Origin of the sequence: Pedosphaera parvula Ellin514 (assembly GCF_000172555.1) — a bacterium.
Classification (GTDB): Bacteria; Verrucomicrobiota; Verrucomicrobiia; order Limisphaerales; family Pedosphaeraceae; genus Pedosphaera.
Genome location: NZ_ABOX02000034.1, coordinates 1 through 17149 on the forward strand (window position 1 = coordinate 1; position 17149 = coordinate 17149).

Here is a 17149-nt window from a genome sequence, read left to right on the forward strand (position 1 = left end):
ACATTGTTTAGCAAAAGCTCGTTTCAAGCGATTACAAAAAAGGTCGGACTTTACAGTCGCTTGCACTGCAGTGAATATCAGTTCATGTCCAAGTGCCTTTGCCACAGAGCCATCTGGCTCATTCTACTCTCTTTCGTTATCGCGTTGCAGGCAACCGGTCTGCCCGCCGAGACCTCCAGAACCACCGCGCCTGCGCCAAAGAAACAGCTCCGTGCTGGCGCAGCAACCAGCAATATCACCCCGAAGCTGGGTGTCTCCATCAATGGCAACTTCCACGACACCAAGGCCACGCACGTCCACGATGAATTGCATGCCCGCTGCCTGGTATTGGATAATGGCGAAACCCGGCTTGCTTTTGTCGTTGTGGATAGCTGTCTCATCAAACGGGAAATCTTCGATCAAGCCAAACGCCTTATCCATGAGCAAACGGGTTTGCCCGCCGACCATATCCTGATCTCCTCTACCCACAGCCATTCTGCTGCTGCCAGTGCCAGTATTTTTCAGAGCGAAGCCGATCCTGAATACATTCACTTTTTGATCCCGCGCATTGCTGATGGTGTCCACCGGGCCATCAATAACCTCGCTCCCGCAAAAATCGCCTGGGGCATCGCCAACGAAACCAATCAGGTTTTCAATCGACGTTGGAAGATGAAACCAGGTGCGGTCCTCGCCAATCCCTTCGGCGGAACGGATGAAGTAAAAATGAACCCGCCAGTTGCGAATCCCAACCTCCTGGAACCTGCTGGGCCAACCGATCCCGGCATCACCTTCCTTTCAGTTCAATCACCCGAAGGCCGCCCGATCGCTCTGCTGGCAAATTACTCTCTGCACTATGTTGGTGGTGTGCCGGACGGCGTTATCTCAGCGGATTATTATGGCGCTTTCGCCGAACGCATCACTCAACTCATCAGCGCGGAACATCTTGATCCCGATTTCGTCGCCATCATGTCCAATGGCACCAGCGGCAACATCAACAACATCGATTTTCGCCATCCACACAAACAATTGCCACCCTTCGGCCAGATTCATCTCGTGGCTGATGCGGTCGCCAACGAGGTCTACAGCGTTTACAAAACCTTACAATACCAGGATTGGGTTCCGCTCCAGATGCTCCAGAGTGAAATTAACCTCGGCGTGCGCCATCCCAGCGAGGAAGAAATCGACCGTGCCAAAACCATTTTAACCAAGACAGGCGACATGAAAGATTTGAAAACACCTCAGGAAATCTACGCGCGCGAAACCATTTTGCTGAAGGATTATCCACAACACGTGCCTTTGATTCTTCAAACTATTAAAATTGGCGACCTCGCCATCGTCGGCATCCCATGTGAAGTCTTTGCCGAAACGGGCCTCGCCATTAAAGAGAAAAGCCCCTTCAAGCCCACCTTCACCATCTCGCTTGCGAACGGTTGGAACGGCTATCTCCCCACGCCGGAACAGCACAAGCTCGGTGGATACGAAACCTGGCGTGCCCGCTCCAGCTATCTCGAAGTGGATGCTTCCACTAAAATTTTTGACACTGTTATGACTTCTCTTTCCCACTTACAATCGGAACGCTAAAACCACTTGCAACGACAAGTTTGTCCAATCCGCCCTCGTGGAAGAGTCGACGGTATTCTTCACTCTCAAGCAGATGCTGGGTCACCTCCTTCGTCTCTCTTTCGAGCAGGTATTTCAACTCTTTCAGGTCGCCGGACCATCTCACCCCGTTGAAAAATTCCACACCGTCAAACTGCGTCTTGTAAAGAGAACTCTGCGAATAACAGGAGCCCAGATGAATGAACTCAAAACCATTATCCGCGAAATGATTTACCGCCGTGGTCATCATGTGCAGGCCCAGGCTTTTATTGAAGTAGTTCAAGTCGTAAAAAGCATAGGAATAAAACGCGAGTTTTTTTCCCTCCAGATAGAGTGTCACAATCCCAAGTTCCGCGCCCGTGCTGGCGTCGGTAAATAGCAGCACATGTGAGGTCACCTTGTTATTGAACAGTGAATCCAATCGCTCATAGCCCATGACTTCCTTCCCAAATCGAGCATCGGCATACTGCTTGCAGAACTCCCGGCGCTTCGGCGTGTAATCAAACTTTTCCCGGGGAATAAGCTCAAAGATAATTCCTTCCCCTTTGCGCAGAACACGCCGGTTTTCAGAGGAAGGCGTGAACTTCCCCAGATTGACCCTCAATTGCCGGCAAAGATAAAAACGGTCGAGGTTGCGGGACGAAGGAAGAAAACCTTGATTGAACAAATCAGCCGGAGTCTCTCCCGCTTCGGGAAAGGCCCAGATGGCATACGAATAGATATAATGCCCGTGGTCGGCTTTGTGCTCGGAAAACAGCAGCTTCATGCAGCGCTACTATGACAGGTAAATCCGTGGCAGGCGAGCACGCCATCCAGTGAGAATATCGTAGGACACTGAGTTCTTCCATCGGGCCACGTCATGCACGGAAATTTCCTCATCGCCTTGCCGCCCCATCAGCACGATCTCTTCCCAAAGTTGCGCTTCCGGAACGTCTGTCACATCCACCATGATGGCATCCATCGCCACTCCGCCCACCAGCGGCGCGCGTCGTCCTCGAATGAGCACATAACCTTCATTACGGATGCGTGGATATCCGTCGCCATAGCCTATGGGAATCACACCGATCCGTCGCGGCGATGGGGCCTTGTATCGCATTCCATAGCCAACCACATCCTCAGCTTCGATGTTTTGGAAAGCCGCAATCCTGGCCTTCACCGACATTACCGGTGCAATGCCCGGGATACGTCGACATACCTGTGAAGGATAAACGCCGTACTGCAACAGACCGATCCGCACCATATCGAAGTGAGCCTGCGGCAAATCGAGGAACCCGCCACTGTTGCAGATATGCCGATACTTCACATGGATGCTTTTATCTGCCAATTCCGCCAAAACCATCTTGAAACGCTCGAGTTGCAAATTGGCAAAGGTTTTGTCCAATTCATCCGACATGGCGAAGTGACTCAACACTCCTTCGAACTGGAGCGACTTCGTGGACAGAATGAATTCCACCAACGCCAAAGCTTCAGTCCAACGGACTCCGTAACGATTCATGCCGGTATTAATTTTCAGATGCACCGGAACGGGCCTGCCCACTTTCTCCGCCAGTTTCCCCAACTTAAGGACCACCTCCTGTGAATCCACACAACAGGTCAGGTTTTGGGCCACACACCATGGCAGTTCTTCATCCTGTCGTTCGCCGAGGAGCAGGATGCGGGTATCGATGCCGCCACCGCGCAGGGCCATGGCCTCATCCAGATTGCTCAACGACAGAAACTCCACCCCGGCTTCGAGCGCTGCCTTCGCGACTTTCAACCCGCCATGCCCATAGGCCTCATCCTTGACGACCAAAAGAAGTTTTAGACCTTTCGTTTTCTCCCGGTTGATCACTTCGTAATTGCGTCGAAGCTGTTTTAGGTCAATTTCAATCCAGGCAGGCCGGCGCGGCCTGTCGATTGGCCGACCCGATTGCACTGTTTCTGAATGCGTTTCGTGAACTACGTTTGAACTCATTTCGTTTAAATATTACCGGGAGGCCAAAGGCTTTGCCCGATATCAGTCCGGAAATAGCTTCCCAGGCTTCGTATTTTTCGAATATTTGAGTACGCCTTCTGAACGGCCTCCTCCAAGGATGCACTCAGTGCGATCACATCGCAAATCCGATGACCCGCCGAAAAGAGCCTCCCTTCGTGATCACCGGTTACTTCGTTCCACCAGACATCACAATCAAATGGCCCTGCTCTCTCGATCGGCAATAATGGCCCGTTGACGTGTACATAGGGATAACCATAACCCGCCAACGTAATGGAACAGCCAAAGTTCAAATCGCGCTTAAACTGAATCTCCAGTTTTTTATTTTGTGCAGTCTTTAATAGCACCTCAAAGGGATTCTCCAGCATCCGTAAAATCATTGCACCGGAGGTCACCCCGATGCGGATGTTATATTCGATGACATGCCATTTATTATCCCGCCGCACGGCCGTAACTTGAATGGGACCGTGATAATCGACCTCACGCAACCACGGAAGCAAGGGACGAATGAGTTCGCGTGCGAGGCCGTATTTGTCATCCGGATCGCGCTCCACCAAACCTCCTAGCGGTGCACCTGCCACCACGCCCATGTTCCCGTTGAACGCTCGCTTGTATTCCTGGTTCGTGACGAGCGAATAAATTTCTCCATGGCTTATCAATGCGATATGCCCGGCTTCAGCCCGTCCCATGTACTCCTGCAAAAACACACCTTCTGCATAATCAACGTTTCTTAACCAGGAGCGCGTATCTTCGATCGTTTCGCACAGGATGGTGTGAATCGGACTCGTCGGTGAACAAAGCGGGTTCTTGATGACGTATGGATGCGGGTGTTTCTCCAGAATCGATTCCGCTTCCAACCGATTGGATGCGACATACGCCTTGGGAAATGGAATTTTGAATTGATGGCACAGCTTGCGGGCAAAATCGCGCTCCCGCTCAATTTTCATTCCATCGCCGGTCGGACCAAAAATCAGTGCCTTGGAATCCATCAGCTCCTTTGCCCAGGGAGCCAGAGCCCAATCAATTGACATCGGCACAACGAGATGAATGCGCTTCTCCTGTATCAACTGGTTGGGATTGGGAAACTGTTCGCGAGAGTAGGCTGGCCCCGCGATGGACGGAGGGTAATGAGCATAGTTCCGCGTGAGATAGGTGGAAACGTCTGCACCATCGTCCTTTAAAATCTGCGTTGCGCTGTAGGCAAATGCTCCGACCCCCAAGACCATCACCGAAGGTGAATTGATTGAAGAGGCGGATTTCTTTGTCATTCGGTGCGATTCTTTCTGGGCGGCACTCCGCCTCGACTATTAAACACTCTATTTTTGTTATTTTAACATAAAGGGAGTCAGCGCGATTACAAGGGAGGCCAGACGCATCTTAATGCCGCCGCAATCCGGCGAAAATCGCGAATTGCCGCAACTCCGAAAGCCTGCCACGGCTAATGCGTCAGCAATTGAAACGGCCCTGGACAAAATAATTAAACGAACTGGCGTGATGCACAAGAAAATACCCTTATTGAAATCGGGCAATAAGGGTATTTTAAAAGCAGTTATACCCCGTGTCGAGAGAAATGGTGCGGCGGCAAACATTCTGAAGGGAGAACGCATTTAGATGCGTCCGCCTTGATCACAAAGGAAGCCAATGAGATTGGTCCGGCACACAAAAGAAAAACGGGTCTTCCGTTCAGAAGACCCGTTCCTTTAAGTTGAAGCTGGAGTTGGATTATGCTCTTGCCAGTGAAACCACTTTCTTCTGAGTGTGCGACTCGAGTGCGGCAGCGAACAACTCATGACTGAGCACCGCTTCCTCCGGCGTCGCGCAACCAAACCGTGTTCCCAGTTCCCCTGCCCGTTCCGCCGCGTAAGCCGCCCACATTTGCAGGAAACAATCTGGAAAGCCAACTTCGAAGATGCCGCCAGTGATGGTTTGAAATGGCATCTGATATCCTAAATCAATCTTTTGCCAAATCTGCTCCTTGCCACGCTCGAATATCCACAATGTCTTGGGGTCCTTGGTGCTGAAACGAACGCCGCCCTCCGTGCCCAATACCTCGATGAACCAGGTGTTCATTTCACCGGGAGCGAGGCGCTTCATCTCCAGACGCATGGGGACTTCCTCGTTATTGATCAAAACTTCCGTATGCAGCATCGCATTGTCCCAGGTGTCGCAGGGAGCCATGCCACCTTTGCCATCCGGACGTTGGGTGTAAACCTTCTGCAATTGCGCATACACGCGCAACGGTTTCCAACCCATGCGGAAGGGCACATGCACGACATGCATTCCCAAATCGCCCATGACGCCAATTTCGCCGTTGGTTTTGTTCTGGCGCTTCCAATTGACTGCTTTGTTCGGGTCCATGTCGCTGGCGTGCCAGAAACCGGAACGGATTTCCATGATGCGCCCGATCTTTCCAGAGTGCACATATTGCATGGCGCGTTGCGCTCCGGGCAGGAACGGAAATTCACTGCTGCACCGCACAAAACGACCAGACTTCCTGACCGCTTCATGAATTGTCTTCGACGCATTCAGGTCAATGCCAAACGGCTTCTCGGCCAGCAGATCTTTGCCGGAATTCAGCACATCGAGGTACAGCTTTTCATGCAAATTGTGCGGCACCGCCACATAGACCACATCGACATCGGGTGAGCGCAACAACTCCTGATGATCCTTGGTGAGCAACTTGACTGTCGGCACTTGCTTGAACCATTCCAGCAGTTTGTCCTGCAAATCGCAAACGGCCACGAGTTCCGCCTGCACTGGAAAATTCTCCAGCACAAACCAGCGACCGAACGCACTGGCAGCCTCGCGTCCCATCAAACCGCCACCGATAATTCCCAAACGCATCTTTTGTTTCATAAATTCCAAAATGCTGAAAAGCCGAAGCATATGTTCAGTGCTCCCGTCGGGCAACATTTTTGGCTGAATTCCCAAGCCAGTAAAATATTAACCTGATTATGCTTGCCACCCGTTTTGCTGATATGTATGTTATTTCTGTAACGACAGAACTTACTAAATTCAGTAACGAAAAAGGCAAACTATGAAACCTATATTGGCAACAATGGAAACGGCAGGAAATCCGCTTGCGACGGTCTGGACCTATCTGGCCTATCTCGCAATCAGCGTCGGCCTCACCGTCTGGGTGGCCAGGACCTTGCACAAAAATGGCCGCATCTTTCTCGTCGACAGCTTTTTGGGCAACGAACCGTTGGCCGATTCTGTAAATCACCTGCTGGTGGTGGGATTTTATCTCATCAATATTGGTTTTGTTACCCTGGCACTAAAATACGGCGATAAGGCCACCGACGCACAAACCGCCCTTGAAACGTTAAGCAGCAAGGTGGGCATGGTGCTGGTGGTGTTGGGGATCATGCACTTCTTCAATCTCTTTGCGTTCTCGAAGATGCGCCGCCGCGCGAATCTGCAAAGGCGAACACCCCCGGCGGTGCCACAAGGCTTCGTGAGACCAGTGCATGGGTGAGGGAAGCATGGAAGACGGTGAGCCGAATGGGGAATCCCGCTCACCGTCTTCGCTTAAAGGAGGCAGCATGAAAAAACTTTATGTCCTCTTTGATCAATGTCTCCGCCCCTCTCAAATTCTGCAATTAATCCGGCTCTTCAATGGCGTTGAAACTTATCCAACTATAAGCGAACTCCTTTAACCTTTTTTAACGCCTTTCCGGTGGAGTCTTTTACGTGGAATCCAATTTCGCGCGGCTTCCCGTCTGTTTCATTTGGCAACTGCGCCAAATCCTTAATCTCTTCCAATATTTGAAGGATAGCCCTCTCATGGTCATCCAGGCGGTCTGTCAATTGGTGCTCCAGGGCTGAAAGCTTTTCGGCGAGCAATTTGTTATTCGTGAGCAGGTCCCGCATCTTGACAAATGCGCGAACCACAAAAACGCTCATGGCGACGGCCCTCTGGCTTTTTAAAATATTCGCCGCCATTAATGCACCATGCTCGGTAAACGCATAAGGCAAAGTTCGGCGTCCACCCCTTGTCGGCTTTGACATCGTATTTTGCGATGTCAAAGCTTCCTGCTCCTCCCGGGTGAGTTGGAAGAGGAAATCAGCCGGAAATCGGCTGCGATTTCTTTTTATCGCTTCGTTGAACCGGAAAGTAGGAACCCCATATACCTTTGCCAGGTCGGTATCCAAAATGACGCGTTCCCCGCGAATGACCTGAATCATCGTTCCCAAATCACCATTTGCCAAAGTGAGTTTGTTCTTTTTCACGAGTTCGAGTTAATTTACTTGGATTTAAAACCTCTAAACCAGATTCAGCTCTTAATAAATTTAGCCGCTTCCGCCGCCTTCGCTCCATCATGCACGATAGCCATCAAGGCCCGTGTCATGCCAGCGGGATCAGCGTGCTGGATGATATTGCGGCCATAAACAATGCCGGCAACACCCTGTTGGATAAGTTTTTCAGTGCGCTCAAGGATTTCCTTGTCAGGCGCCTTGCCACCGCCACGCACGAGGACTGGAATACGACCGGCAATCTCCACCACTTTATTATACAAACTCACGTCGTCGGTAGGATCGGCTTTGATGATGTCCGCGCCGAGTTCCACAGCCTGCCTCACCAGCGGCAGAATTTTATCCAGATCGCCATCAACCATGTAGCCACCCGCCTTCTGGTTCGACTGGAAGACCAGCGGCTCAATCATGAGGGGCATGCCGATGCGATCACACTCCGGTTTTATTTTAAGAATGTTCTGGATGCATTGGTCGCTTACCTCCGGTTGCTCGGGAATGCGGAACAGGTTCACAACCACACACGTTGCGTCCAAACGCAACGCCTGTTCCACCGGCTGCTCGATCATACGGCTGAAGAGCGTGCGGGGCAGTTGCGAGCCATACACGTTGGCGACGTCGGTGCGCAATACCAGGGCTGGCTTCTCCTTGCCGGGCAGTGATTGCAGGTAGTGAGCCTGGCCAACAGTAAGCTGGATGGCGTCCGGCGCGGCGGCGACCAGGGTTTGCACAGACTTCTCGAGGTTCTCGATTCCCTGCAGAAACCCGAGTTCATTAAAGAAGCCGTGATCCACGGCGACGTCGAAGCAACGATTGGATTTGGCGTTGAAGAGACGATTCAGGCGGTAAATTTTCATATTCGTTCGTTAGAAGTCTCGTTCTGTTAATCATTTCCTTTGCGCGGCGTCCATGCTAATTTTTCCCTCCGTGAATTCAAAAGGCCGCGACCGCGTCAGAAAACATCATAATTTTATGCAACTCCGCACGCTTATATTTGGGTTTTTGACACTCATTTTGCCAGCCAGTTTTTGCCTCGCAGACGCAGCAACCTCCACGGATGCGGCGCGCAACCGCTGCAGTTATATGGGACTGAAGGACATCACAAAATTTACAAAATCCTCCGGAGCCAGCAATGAAGTGGTCCTGATCTCCCCGGAAATCAAGGCGCCCATTGATTGGGATGAACTGGTTGTTTCGTGGAATGTGCTCAAGGGAGTGCATCTGAAAATGGAGGCTCGCGCCATATGCCCGGACCACATCACCAAATACTACACCATGAGCCGGTGGTCGGACGATACCGACCATTTCCCACGCGAAAGTGTGAACAAGCAAGGCGACGCTGACGGCACGGTGAGCATCGACACCCTTATCCTGAAAAAGCCGGCCTCCAAAGTACAAATCCGCATCACCATGGGCGGAGGAGACCCGACTGCCGCAGTCAAATACCTCGGTCTCTCCTTTTGCAACAGCCAGGTGCAGCCGGTCGCATTGAAACCAAACAAGTCTGCCTGGGGCAAGGTGGTGGAAGTCCCCGAGCGTCGGCAAAATGATTACGAAGGTGGCGATGGCTGGTGCAGCCCCACTTCACTTTCCATGGATCTGGCTTATTGGAGCGATAAATTAAATCGCCCCGAATTGAACCACACGGTTCCTGAAACAGCTCATGCCATATTTGACCAGGGCCTGGATGGCACTGGAAATTGGCCTTTTAATACCGCCTACGCGGGAAGCTATTCCGGCTTTCGCGCTTATGTGACACGTATGGATGACGTAGCCGAAGTGGAGGATTGGATTGCCGCTGGCATCCCAGTCATCGTCTCCGTTTCTTCTTATATCGTCAGCAATCGCACCATCGGTCCGGACAATGGCCATCTGATCGTTTGCGTGGGATTCGATGAAAAGGGAGATGTGGTAGTGAACGATCCCGGGGTTTCAGTGAAGCGGAACCTGCGCGCCCGCCGTGTTTACACTCGTGAAAACTTTGTCAAAGCATGGAAGAAATCCAAGAATGCGGTCTACCTTGTCTATCCCGAAACTGCACAGATTCCGAAGGACCCATTCAATCATTGGGATCACAGCAACTGATCTTCACAACTTTTAAATCAAACCTTAATCAACCAACATGTTCTCACACGTCGTTATCTTTTGGACCGACCCTGCCAATCCCAAATCCACCGATGAATTGATTGCCGGCGCGAATAAATATCTGAAGCCCATCCCGGGTGTCCTGCAATTCCACATTGGCAAGATGGTCGGCAGTCATCGGCCGGTTGTAGATCAGACCTATCAAGTCGCATTGAACCTGGTGTTTCCCGATAAGAAGACGCAGGATGATTACCAGGTGCATCCCTTGCACGTCGAATTCATCGAGAAAGCGTTCAAGCCCAACTGCAAGAAAGTCGTGGTTTACGACTTCGAATAATCGACCGCTAGCCGCGAGGGTGAAATTTCCGGTGGACCTCGCGAAGACGGCTGCCGCTCACATGCGTGTAGATCTCGGTCGTGCTGATATTGGCATGGCCGAGTAATTCCTGAATCACGCGCAAATCCGCGCCATGCTCCAGCAAGTGCGTGGCAAAGCTGTGACGCAGCATATGCGGCGTCACATTGCGCGCAACGCCCGAGCGCTTGACCCGGTCCTTGATCCGCTTCCAGAGTGTCACGGCGGCAAAGGGTGTTCCACGCATCGTCAGAAACACATTTGCTGGTGAACGTGGAGTAACAAGCTTGGGGCGACCGGACTCAAGGTAGCGTTGCAAAGCCTGAACCGCCTTGCTGCCCACTGGCACAACACGCTCCTTATTGCCCTTGCCAATGACGTTGATGAACCCGACTTCCAAATGCAGTTGTTCCATGCGGATGTTGCGCAACTCGGCCAGGCGCAGGCCTGAAGCATAAGCCAGCTCCAAAACAGCCTGATCGCCGAGCGTCCGGGGCGTTTCCGGAATCTCAAGCGTTAGCAATTGCGTAATTTCAAGGTCTGACAATGCCTTGGGCAATCGCTTCCACCGGCGCGGCAGGGAAAGGCTTTCTGCAATATTCAGCGGCAGAATCTTTTCGTTCTCGGCGAATTTGTAAAAGGCTCGAAGTGCTGCGATTTCAAGGTAAACACTTTCCGAACTCAGCTTACGCGGACTCTGCCCTTCTTTCACCTCCACTAGCCGTTCGCGTTCGAACATCAGGAAGGCGGTGAGATGCTTCAACTCCACCTCCTTCCAGTCCGTTAATTTCTGAATTTGCGCCCAGTTAAGAAATTTCCCCAGCAATGCCGCGTAGGTCTTCTGCGTGTGTTCGGATTGTCCGCGCTCGTGACGCAGATATTGCAAAAAATCTTCGACCAGGGTTTGCATCAGTAATTAAAATCCAGATTAATTTTTCTTTGATTTATTGTCGGTGTTCACAGCTTTTTTGGGCAACATTTTCCAACCTATTGCCAGCTCGCATCATCTCCAAAGCCCTTGAGCGCACGGGCAGCAGCTTTGCGCATTTTTGCATCCTTATCCTGCAGTTCAGCACTTAAGGCGGGAAGCGCCAGTTCTGGTTCCAAGCCAATGCGTCCGAGCGAGTAGATCGCTCCCTCCCGGACGTCAGGGTCAGGATCTTTTAAGGCTGCCACGAGTGAAGATACAATGGTTTTGGAGTTCATGAGGTAGCACTTCCATGGTTCCGCCGATTCCGTGCTTGGGGAAGCAATTGCCTTTGCGGCTTTCTTTTTGGCCGTCTGTGCTCCCCAGCCCAACTGAGCAGCAGCCATCGATCGCACCTCCCGGCTATCGTTGGTAAGAGCGTGTGTATAAGGAAGCACGACCATTTCAGTCCCAATCCCACTCATGGCGAGCATTGCATGCTTTCGAATGGAGTAATCTTCGTCATTCAATAATTCACTCAGTTCAGGCACGGCATCCTTGGCCACGGGCCCTAACATACAGAATGCAGAGCCCGCATTCGCACGATAAAAATCTGCCGAATATAATCGAAACGGCGAATACTTTCGAAATCGAAAGAGGGCTGGTTTCTCCGAAAGCATAATAAAACGCTTCTGGAGACCGGAATCTTTGCGGCGAAGCAAATTCAGGAGTGTGGGGATCCCGTTGGTGCCTATGGCCCGAATAGCGTCAGGACTGAAGTTCTCCAGCCATTCCGTAAGCGATTTTCCATTGTAAACAGGTTCAGGGGTACCGCCGCGGTGAAGAACAAGAAAAAACAAAACGAGGACTGCCAGAACAATAATAAAAACCAAACGGGCGGTTTTTCTATGAACGGGTGCCATAGTGGTTAAACTCTTGGGATTGCACAAAGTTCCGTCAAAAGTTTCATAGAAATTCGCCCACGCCCATCCGGGTAGTGACCAGCCTCAGCCTGGGTTCATATTCTGCAGCAATCGTAATTTAGGTTGGCCATCTCAATTCCTCGCGGATTTGCGAAAAAATTTTATCTTCCGGAATTGCCTCCGTCATTCCCGCCTTAAAATGTTGATAGCGACGCTCAGCCTCGTTTACCCAAAGCTCATCCATCGAACTCAAGGGCGCGTCGTTCAGACTGCGCAAAAGATGATTCGCAAGCATTTCTCTCTCTTCTGGAGTTAGCTCAAGGGCTTGCCGTTTGATTGCTTTTAGCGAGGGAGACATCAGTTTCAAACTTGTTACGATAGCCTTAAGAGTCAAATAATGGACGCTTCGACTTTATTTCTTTAGCCTAACAATTGTCCAGTCAGGCGATGGTATGCATCCAAATACTTCGCCTGCGATTTTTCCACCACCTCAGGCGGCAATTTGGGCGCAGGTGGTGTTTTGTCCCAATCCAACGTTTCGAGGTAATCACGCACGAATTGTTTATCAAAACTCGGCTGGCTGCGACCTGGCTGATATTGATCTGCGGGCCAGAAGCGGGAGGAATCAGGGGTCAGCACTTCATCGATCAGCAGCAGTTCATCATCGAACAGGCCAAACTCGAATTTGGTATCAGCAATGATGATCCCGCGTTGCCGGGCATATTCGCGGGCGAACTTGTAAATCTTCATGCTCGCCGAGCGTGCCTTCTCAGCGATGTCGCTGCCGACCAATTTGGAGGCTTCTTCAAACGAAATATTCTCGTCGTGCCCGGATTCCGCCTTGGTGGCCGGCGTAAAAATCGGTTCAGGCAATTCTGACGATTCCTTCAAACCTGCCGGGAGTTTGATGCCGCACACGGTCTGCCGTTCCTGGTATTCCTTCCAGCCCGAGCCGGCGAGATAACCGCGCACCACGCATTCAATGGCGAGCGGTTGCGCTTTTTTCACGATCATGCAGCGGCCCGCCAATTGCGCAGCGTAAGGTTGCAACAGGATGGGCAGAGAATCATTCGGCTTGGAAAGCAAATGGTTCGGCTGAAACGATGCCATCTGATCGAACCAGAAATAGGAAATTTGCGTCAGGACCTCGCCTTTGCGCGGGATGCCATTCGGCATGATGCAGTCAAAAGCGGAAATGCGGTCCGTGGCCACGAACAGCAGGCGGTCACCCAAATCAAATACTTCACGGACCTTGCCGCTTTTAAGTTTGCGGATGCCGGGCAAATCAAGTTGTAGAAGAGGCTCGTTCAACACAGGGGAAATATAAGTTCAAGGTGGAAAGTTCAAAGTTTAAAGTTCACGGCGGGACGAGCAGGAAGGTTTCAGTGCCTCCAACCGATCCGAGCCATAACACGCAACACGCAACACGCAACACGCAACACGCAACACGTTAAGCAACTTTGAACCTTGAACTTTCGATCCTGCATATCATCATTATTACCATGAATTTTTTAGTGACGGGTGGTGCGGGCTTCATCGGTTCGCATGTATGCGAGCGATTGTTGCAGTCCGGTCATTCCGTTTGGGCCTTGGACGATCTGAATCCATTCTACAGCCCGGCCGTAAAGGAGAGCAACCTGCGCGAAGTCGCCGCCCTTGGAAAACCATTCAAGTTCGTCTTGGGTGAACTGTCAGATGCCAGAATCGTTGGCAACGTTTTCAAGGAAGTGCAGTTTGACCAGGTGATTCATCTCGCCGCCCGCGCCGGCGTGAGGCCCAGCTTGGATGAACCGGAATTTTTCCAGCAGGTAAATGTCGAGGGCACTGTGAACATCCTGGAAGCCGCGCGTCGGCATGGGGTAAAAAAAGTGCTCATTGCCTCCTCCTCCTCTGTGTATGGAGTGAATAGGAAAATTCCTTTTGCGGAGAGCGACCCGGTCTTTTCCGTCATCTCACCCTATGCCGCCAGCAAGCTCGCCTGCGAAGCGCTTGGACATGTTTATCATCACGTTTATGGTATGGATGTTTCCATGCTCCGCTTTTTTACCGTCTATGGTCCGCGCCAACGCCCCGATCTGGCTATTCATAAGTTCGCGAAGCTGATCACAACTGGAAAACCGATCCCAGTTTATGGCGATGGTTCCACGGCACGTGATTATACCTACATCAGCGACATAGTGGATGGGGTGGTTGCGTGTACCGAGCGGAAGTTTACTTACGAAATTTTCAACCTGGGCGGTTCAGAAACGGTAAATTTGAGCCGACTGATTGAAGTGCTGGAGCAATCTTTGGGCAAAAAAGCGATTATCCAGCGCCACCCTGCCCAACCCGGTGATGTTCCACTTACTTATGCGGATATCACTAAATCCCATCAACTTCTGAATTACGCTCCGAAAGTGAAAATTGAGCAAGGCATTCCACTTTTCGTAGATTGGTTCAGGCAGGCAACCGCAGGCAGAGAATTTTAACATTGCAAGTTGTTCGCTCGCAAAAGCTTGTAAGAATTCCGTCTCAGTTCGGGAACCTTTTCCTTTATTCCGTGTCAAATGACTTTCAGCTTTGAACTTACCTGATTGACGGTCATAGTTGGGTGGGTTTGGAGTTTTGGACCACATGACGCGGACACAAAAGTTACTTGCAGAATTAATCGCGCTACCGAGCGTGAATCCTGCTTTTTTGCCAGCCGGACATCCTCGCTCTGGCGAACACCGCGTGGTTGATTTCCTGACCGCAACCGCTGCCAAGGCCGGTTTGGACGTGGACCAGCAGCAGGTGTTTCCGCAGAGATGCAATCTGATTGCGCAATTGTCCCCTACCGGAGAGGTTCGGCAACGCATCTTGCTGGCTCCGCATTTGGATACCGTCGATGTCGCTTCGGAAGATCAACTGGTTCCGGCTATCAAGAATGGCCGGCTTTACGGACGTGGAGCTTGCGATACCAAAGGCTCGGCAGCGGCCATGCTCACTGCTATCTTTGAATTGGCCGAAGGCAAAGTTCGGCCTGCACACACGGAAATCAATTTTTTGGGGTTGATCGACGAGGAAGCCGGTCAGGGCGGCTCGCACGCTTTTGCTGAAAAAGGCTTCAAGGCCGATCTCGCCATTGTCGGCGAACCCACCCTGTTACAATTGGTCACTGCCCACAAAGGAAATCTTTGGCTTAAACTCGAAACCCATGGCAAAGCAGCCCACGGCTCATGCCCTGAGCTGGGCAAAAACGCTGTGCATGCAATGGCCAGAATAGTGGATCTGCTGGAAACGAAATACGCCGCACAGCTGCGCAAACGTAAGCACCCACTGCTTGGCAATGCGACCATCAATGTCGGCACCATCCAAGGCGGTGTGCAGGCCAATATTGTTCCTTCCTACTGCTCCATCACTTTGGATCGCAGGACCTTGCCCGGCGAAACGGATGCAAGCGTATGGCGCGAAATTCAGGCGCTGCTCAAGCAGCACAACCTGATGGCAACGCTCGGCAATACGAAAGCTTCACCTTGTCTTCCCATGGAAACCAGCAGCAAACTCCCGCTGGTACAACAATTTCTACGGGTCCTCGGTCAAAGGAAGCCTCAAGGAGTCGATTACTTCTGTGATGCCTCGGTTCTGGCACATGGGGGAATTCCGAGTATCGTATTTGGACCGGGCGACATCGCCCAAGCCCATACGGCGGATGAATGGATTTCCCTGCAATCACTCGAGCGCGGCAAGGATTTGATGGTTAAGTTTCTTAAATCACTGCCTTGAAACAGACTCCTTATCAATTAAACTCCCCTCTTCATGCTTGCTGAACAAACAGTAGATTCGCCGCCGATGACCGAAGCTTTCCATAAATCGACCTTCTTCCGGCAAAGCGGCTGGATGATGATTGCCACCGTGATGAGCGGGGTGTTCATGGCTCTGATTCACGGGTTTGCCAAAGTACTTCCCAAACAGGAATACAGTGCGATGGGAGTCCTGTTCCAGGTTCTGGTCTGGATGCAAATTCCCGGTATCGGTTTGCAGATGGTATTTGCCCAGCAAGCTTCAGCCGTGGTGAATCCAGAACAAAGAAGACAGTTGGTTGGCACCGTGCGGGCTGTGCTGCTCTGGACTTTTGTTATCTGGCTGGCCATGGCAGTGGTTGCCGTATTGGGACACCGTACTTTTATTGCCGCCCTGAAACTCTCCAACCCCGCAGCCTTTTGGCTGACCGTTGTGATTGGCCTGGCTGCAGTATGGTTTCCAATATTTCAAGGATTGTTACAGGGGCGACAAAATTTTCTTTGGCTGGGCTGGACCGCCATCTTTAACGGCGTCGGGAGATTTGGGATCGTGGTGGTTGTTGTTACCCTGCTCCACGGTTTGGCGGCTGGAATTATGGCCGGCGTTCTTATCGGATTTATAGCTGCGGTATCCACCGGGGCCTGGCAAAATCTTGATCTAATATGGAAAGAAACCAGCGCCCCATTTCAGGCCGGTGCCTGGTTGCGGCGGGTTTTGCCTTTGACACTTGGCTGCGGAGCTTTCCAATTTCTGTTTAGCGCGGATGCCATTGTCGTCCAGAATTATTTGGGCGCCGATGGTCAGGCAGCGCCTTATGTTTTCGGAGGCACGATGGCAAGAGCGATCATTCTTCTCATCGCCCCTTTGGCTGCCGTTATGTTTCCGAAGCTGGTGCATAGCGCTGCGCGGTCGCAAAAGACCAACTTGTTGGGAATGACTCTGCTTGGAACCATAATAATAGGGATCCTCTCTGTGATTGGACTCTCCATTGTAGGCCCTCTGCTTATCAAGCGCTTTTTTCCTGATTTTGTCTCGATCATCCCGCTTATTCCACTTTTTGGCGCTTGCATGATTCCTTTGGCCGTGGCGAACGTTCTGCTCAACAACCTCATGGCCCACTCACGTTTCAAGGTTGCTCCTTTTTTGGTCGCCACTGCTGTCGGCTATTGGATCGCCCTGCAACATTATCATGCCGACTTCAAACAGGTGATCCAGACGTTTGGCATTTTCAGCCTGATTTTTCTCGCTATTTGCGCCCTGTTTACCTGGGTGCCGAAGGATAGGTCAAAGATCGCAGCAGCTGAATAGCGGTT

General features: G+C 51.5%; 17 protein-coding genes. 7 read left to right on the forward strand and 10 right to left on the reverse strand.

From position 1 onward, the window contains the following. Positions 1-1560: neutral/alkaline non-lysosomal ceramidase N-terminal domain-containing protein (locus tag CFLAV_RS21500; RefSeq protein WP_007416944.1), on the forward strand; the 1560-nt coding region annotated here is incomplete at its 5' end. Here CFLAV_RS21500 and CFLAV_RS21505 read toward each other — a convergent pair. The 4 genes from CFLAV_RS21505 to CFLAV_RS21525 form a co-directional block, all read right to left on the reverse strand. Further along, complete coding sequence (locus CFLAV_RS21505) at positions 1523-2344, reverse strand: hypothetical protein (RefSeq protein WP_007416945.1); 822 nt, start codon at positions 2342-2344, stop codon at positions 1523-1525. The genes CFLAV_RS21500 and CFLAV_RS21505 overlap by 38 nt on opposite strands. A gap of 9 nt (positions 2345-2353) precedes the next feature. Then, positions 2354-3532, reverse strand: a complete 1179-nt coding sequence (alr, locus tag CFLAV_RS21510; RefSeq protein WP_007416946.1) for an alanine racemase — start codon at positions 3530-3532, stop codon at positions 2354-2356. Positions 3533-3537: 5 nt separating this feature from the next. Continuing rightward, positions 3538-4818, reverse strand: coding sequence for a phosphoribosylglycinamide synthetase C domain-containing protein (locus tag CFLAV_RS21515; RefSeq protein ID WP_007416947.1), 1281 nt, complete (start codon positions 4816-4818; stop codon positions 3538-3540). Positions 4819-5272: 454 nt separating this feature from the next. Continuing rightward, positions 5273-6406 carry a Gfo/Idh/MocA family protein gene (locus tag CFLAV_RS21525; protein WP_040549747.1) on the reverse strand — a complete coding sequence of 378 codons (1134 nt, stop codon included), beginning with the start codon at positions 6404-6406 and terminating at the stop codon, positions 5273-5275. 181 nt (positions 6407-6587) lie between these two features. On the opposite strand from CFLAV_RS21525, the gene CFLAV_RS21530 reads away from it, so the two are divergent. Beyond that, the gene (locus tag CFLAV_RS21530) at positions 6588-7028 is read left to right on the forward strand and encodes a hypothetical protein (RefSeq protein ID WP_202796937.1); all 441 of its coding nucleotides are present in this window, start codon (positions 6588-6590) and stop codon (positions 7026-7028) included. 161 nt (positions 7029-7189) lie between these two features. Here CFLAV_RS21530 and CFLAV_RS21535 read toward each other — a convergent pair whose 3' ends face one another. Beyond that, positions 7190-7783, reverse strand: a complete 594-nt coding sequence (locus CFLAV_RS21535) for an ORF6N domain-containing protein (RefSeq protein WP_202796938.1) — start codon at positions 7781-7783, stop codon at positions 7190-7192. 44 nt (positions 7784-7827) lie between these two features. Further along, positions 7828-8661 carry a class I fructose-bisphosphate aldolase gene (locus tag CFLAV_RS21540; protein WP_007416953.1) on the reverse strand — a complete coding sequence of 278 codons (834 nt, stop codon included), beginning with the start codon at positions 8659-8661 and terminating at the stop codon, positions 7828-7830. A gap of 115 nt (positions 8662-8776) precedes the next feature. Here CFLAV_RS21540 and CFLAV_RS21545 point away from each other — a divergent pair, with 115 nt between their 5' ends. Then, positions 8777-9889 (forward strand): C39 family peptidase, encoded by a 1113-nt coding sequence (locus CFLAV_RS21545; protein WP_050785906.1) that lies wholly within the window; start codon positions 8777-8779, stop codon positions 9887-9889. 37 nt (positions 9890-9926) lie between these two features. After that, complete coding sequence (locus CFLAV_RS21550; RefSeq protein WP_007416955.1) at positions 9927-10226, forward strand: Dabb family protein; 300 nt, start codon at positions 9927-9929, stop codon at positions 10224-10226. A 7-nt stretch (positions 10227-10233) separates the two neighbouring features. Here CFLAV_RS21550 and CFLAV_RS21555 read toward each other — a convergent pair whose 3' ends face one another. From CFLAV_RS21555 to CFLAV_RS21570, 4 genes are all read right to left on the reverse strand, one after another. Beyond that, positions 10234-11154 (reverse strand): tyrosine recombinase, encoded by a 921-nt coding sequence (locus CFLAV_RS21555; RefSeq protein WP_007416956.1) that lies wholly within the window; start codon positions 11152-11154, stop codon positions 10234-10236. A 77-nt stretch (positions 11155-11231) separates the two neighbouring features. Then, complete coding sequence (locus tag CFLAV_RS21560) at positions 11232-12074, reverse strand: HEAT repeat domain-containing protein (protein WP_007416957.1); 843 nt, start codon at positions 12072-12074, stop codon at positions 11232-11234. Positions 12075-12192: 118 nt separating this feature from the next. Then, positions 12193-12432 (reverse strand): addiction module protein, encoded by a 240-nt coding sequence (locus CFLAV_RS21565; protein ID WP_040549731.1) that lies wholly within the window; start codon positions 12430-12432, stop codon positions 12193-12195. Between the two features lie 62 nt (positions 12433-12494). Then, positions 12495-13385 (reverse strand): phosphoribosylaminoimidazolesuccinocarboxamide synthase, encoded by an 891-nt coding sequence (locus tag CFLAV_RS21570; protein WP_040549749.1) that lies wholly within the window; start codon positions 13383-13385, stop codon positions 12495-12497. 191 nt (positions 13386-13576) lie between these two features. Here CFLAV_RS21570 and CFLAV_RS21575 point away from each other — a divergent pair, with 191 nt between their 5' ends. The 3 genes from CFLAV_RS21575 (at position 13577) to CFLAV_RS21585 (ending at position 17144) form a co-directional block, all read left to right on the forward strand. After that, positions 13577-14542 carry an SDR family NAD(P)-dependent oxidoreductase gene (locus CFLAV_RS21575; RefSeq protein ID WP_007416960.1) on the forward strand — a complete coding sequence of 322 codons (966 nt, stop codon included), beginning with the start codon at positions 13577-13579 and terminating at the stop codon, positions 14540-14542. Between the two features lie 145 nt (positions 14543-14687). Further along, positions 14688-15818 (forward strand): M20 family metallopeptidase, encoded by a 1131-nt coding sequence (locus CFLAV_RS21580; RefSeq protein ID WP_007416961.1) that lies wholly within the window; start codon positions 14688-14690, stop codon positions 15816-15818. A 66-nt stretch (positions 15819-15884) separates the two neighbouring features. Beyond that, the gene (locus CFLAV_RS21585) at positions 15885-17144 is read left to right on the forward strand and encodes a lipopolysaccharide biosynthesis protein (RefSeq protein ID WP_007416962.1); all 1260 of its coding nucleotides are present in this window, start codon (positions 15885-15887) and stop codon (positions 17142-17144) included. Positions 17145-17149 lie beyond the last annotated feature (5 nt).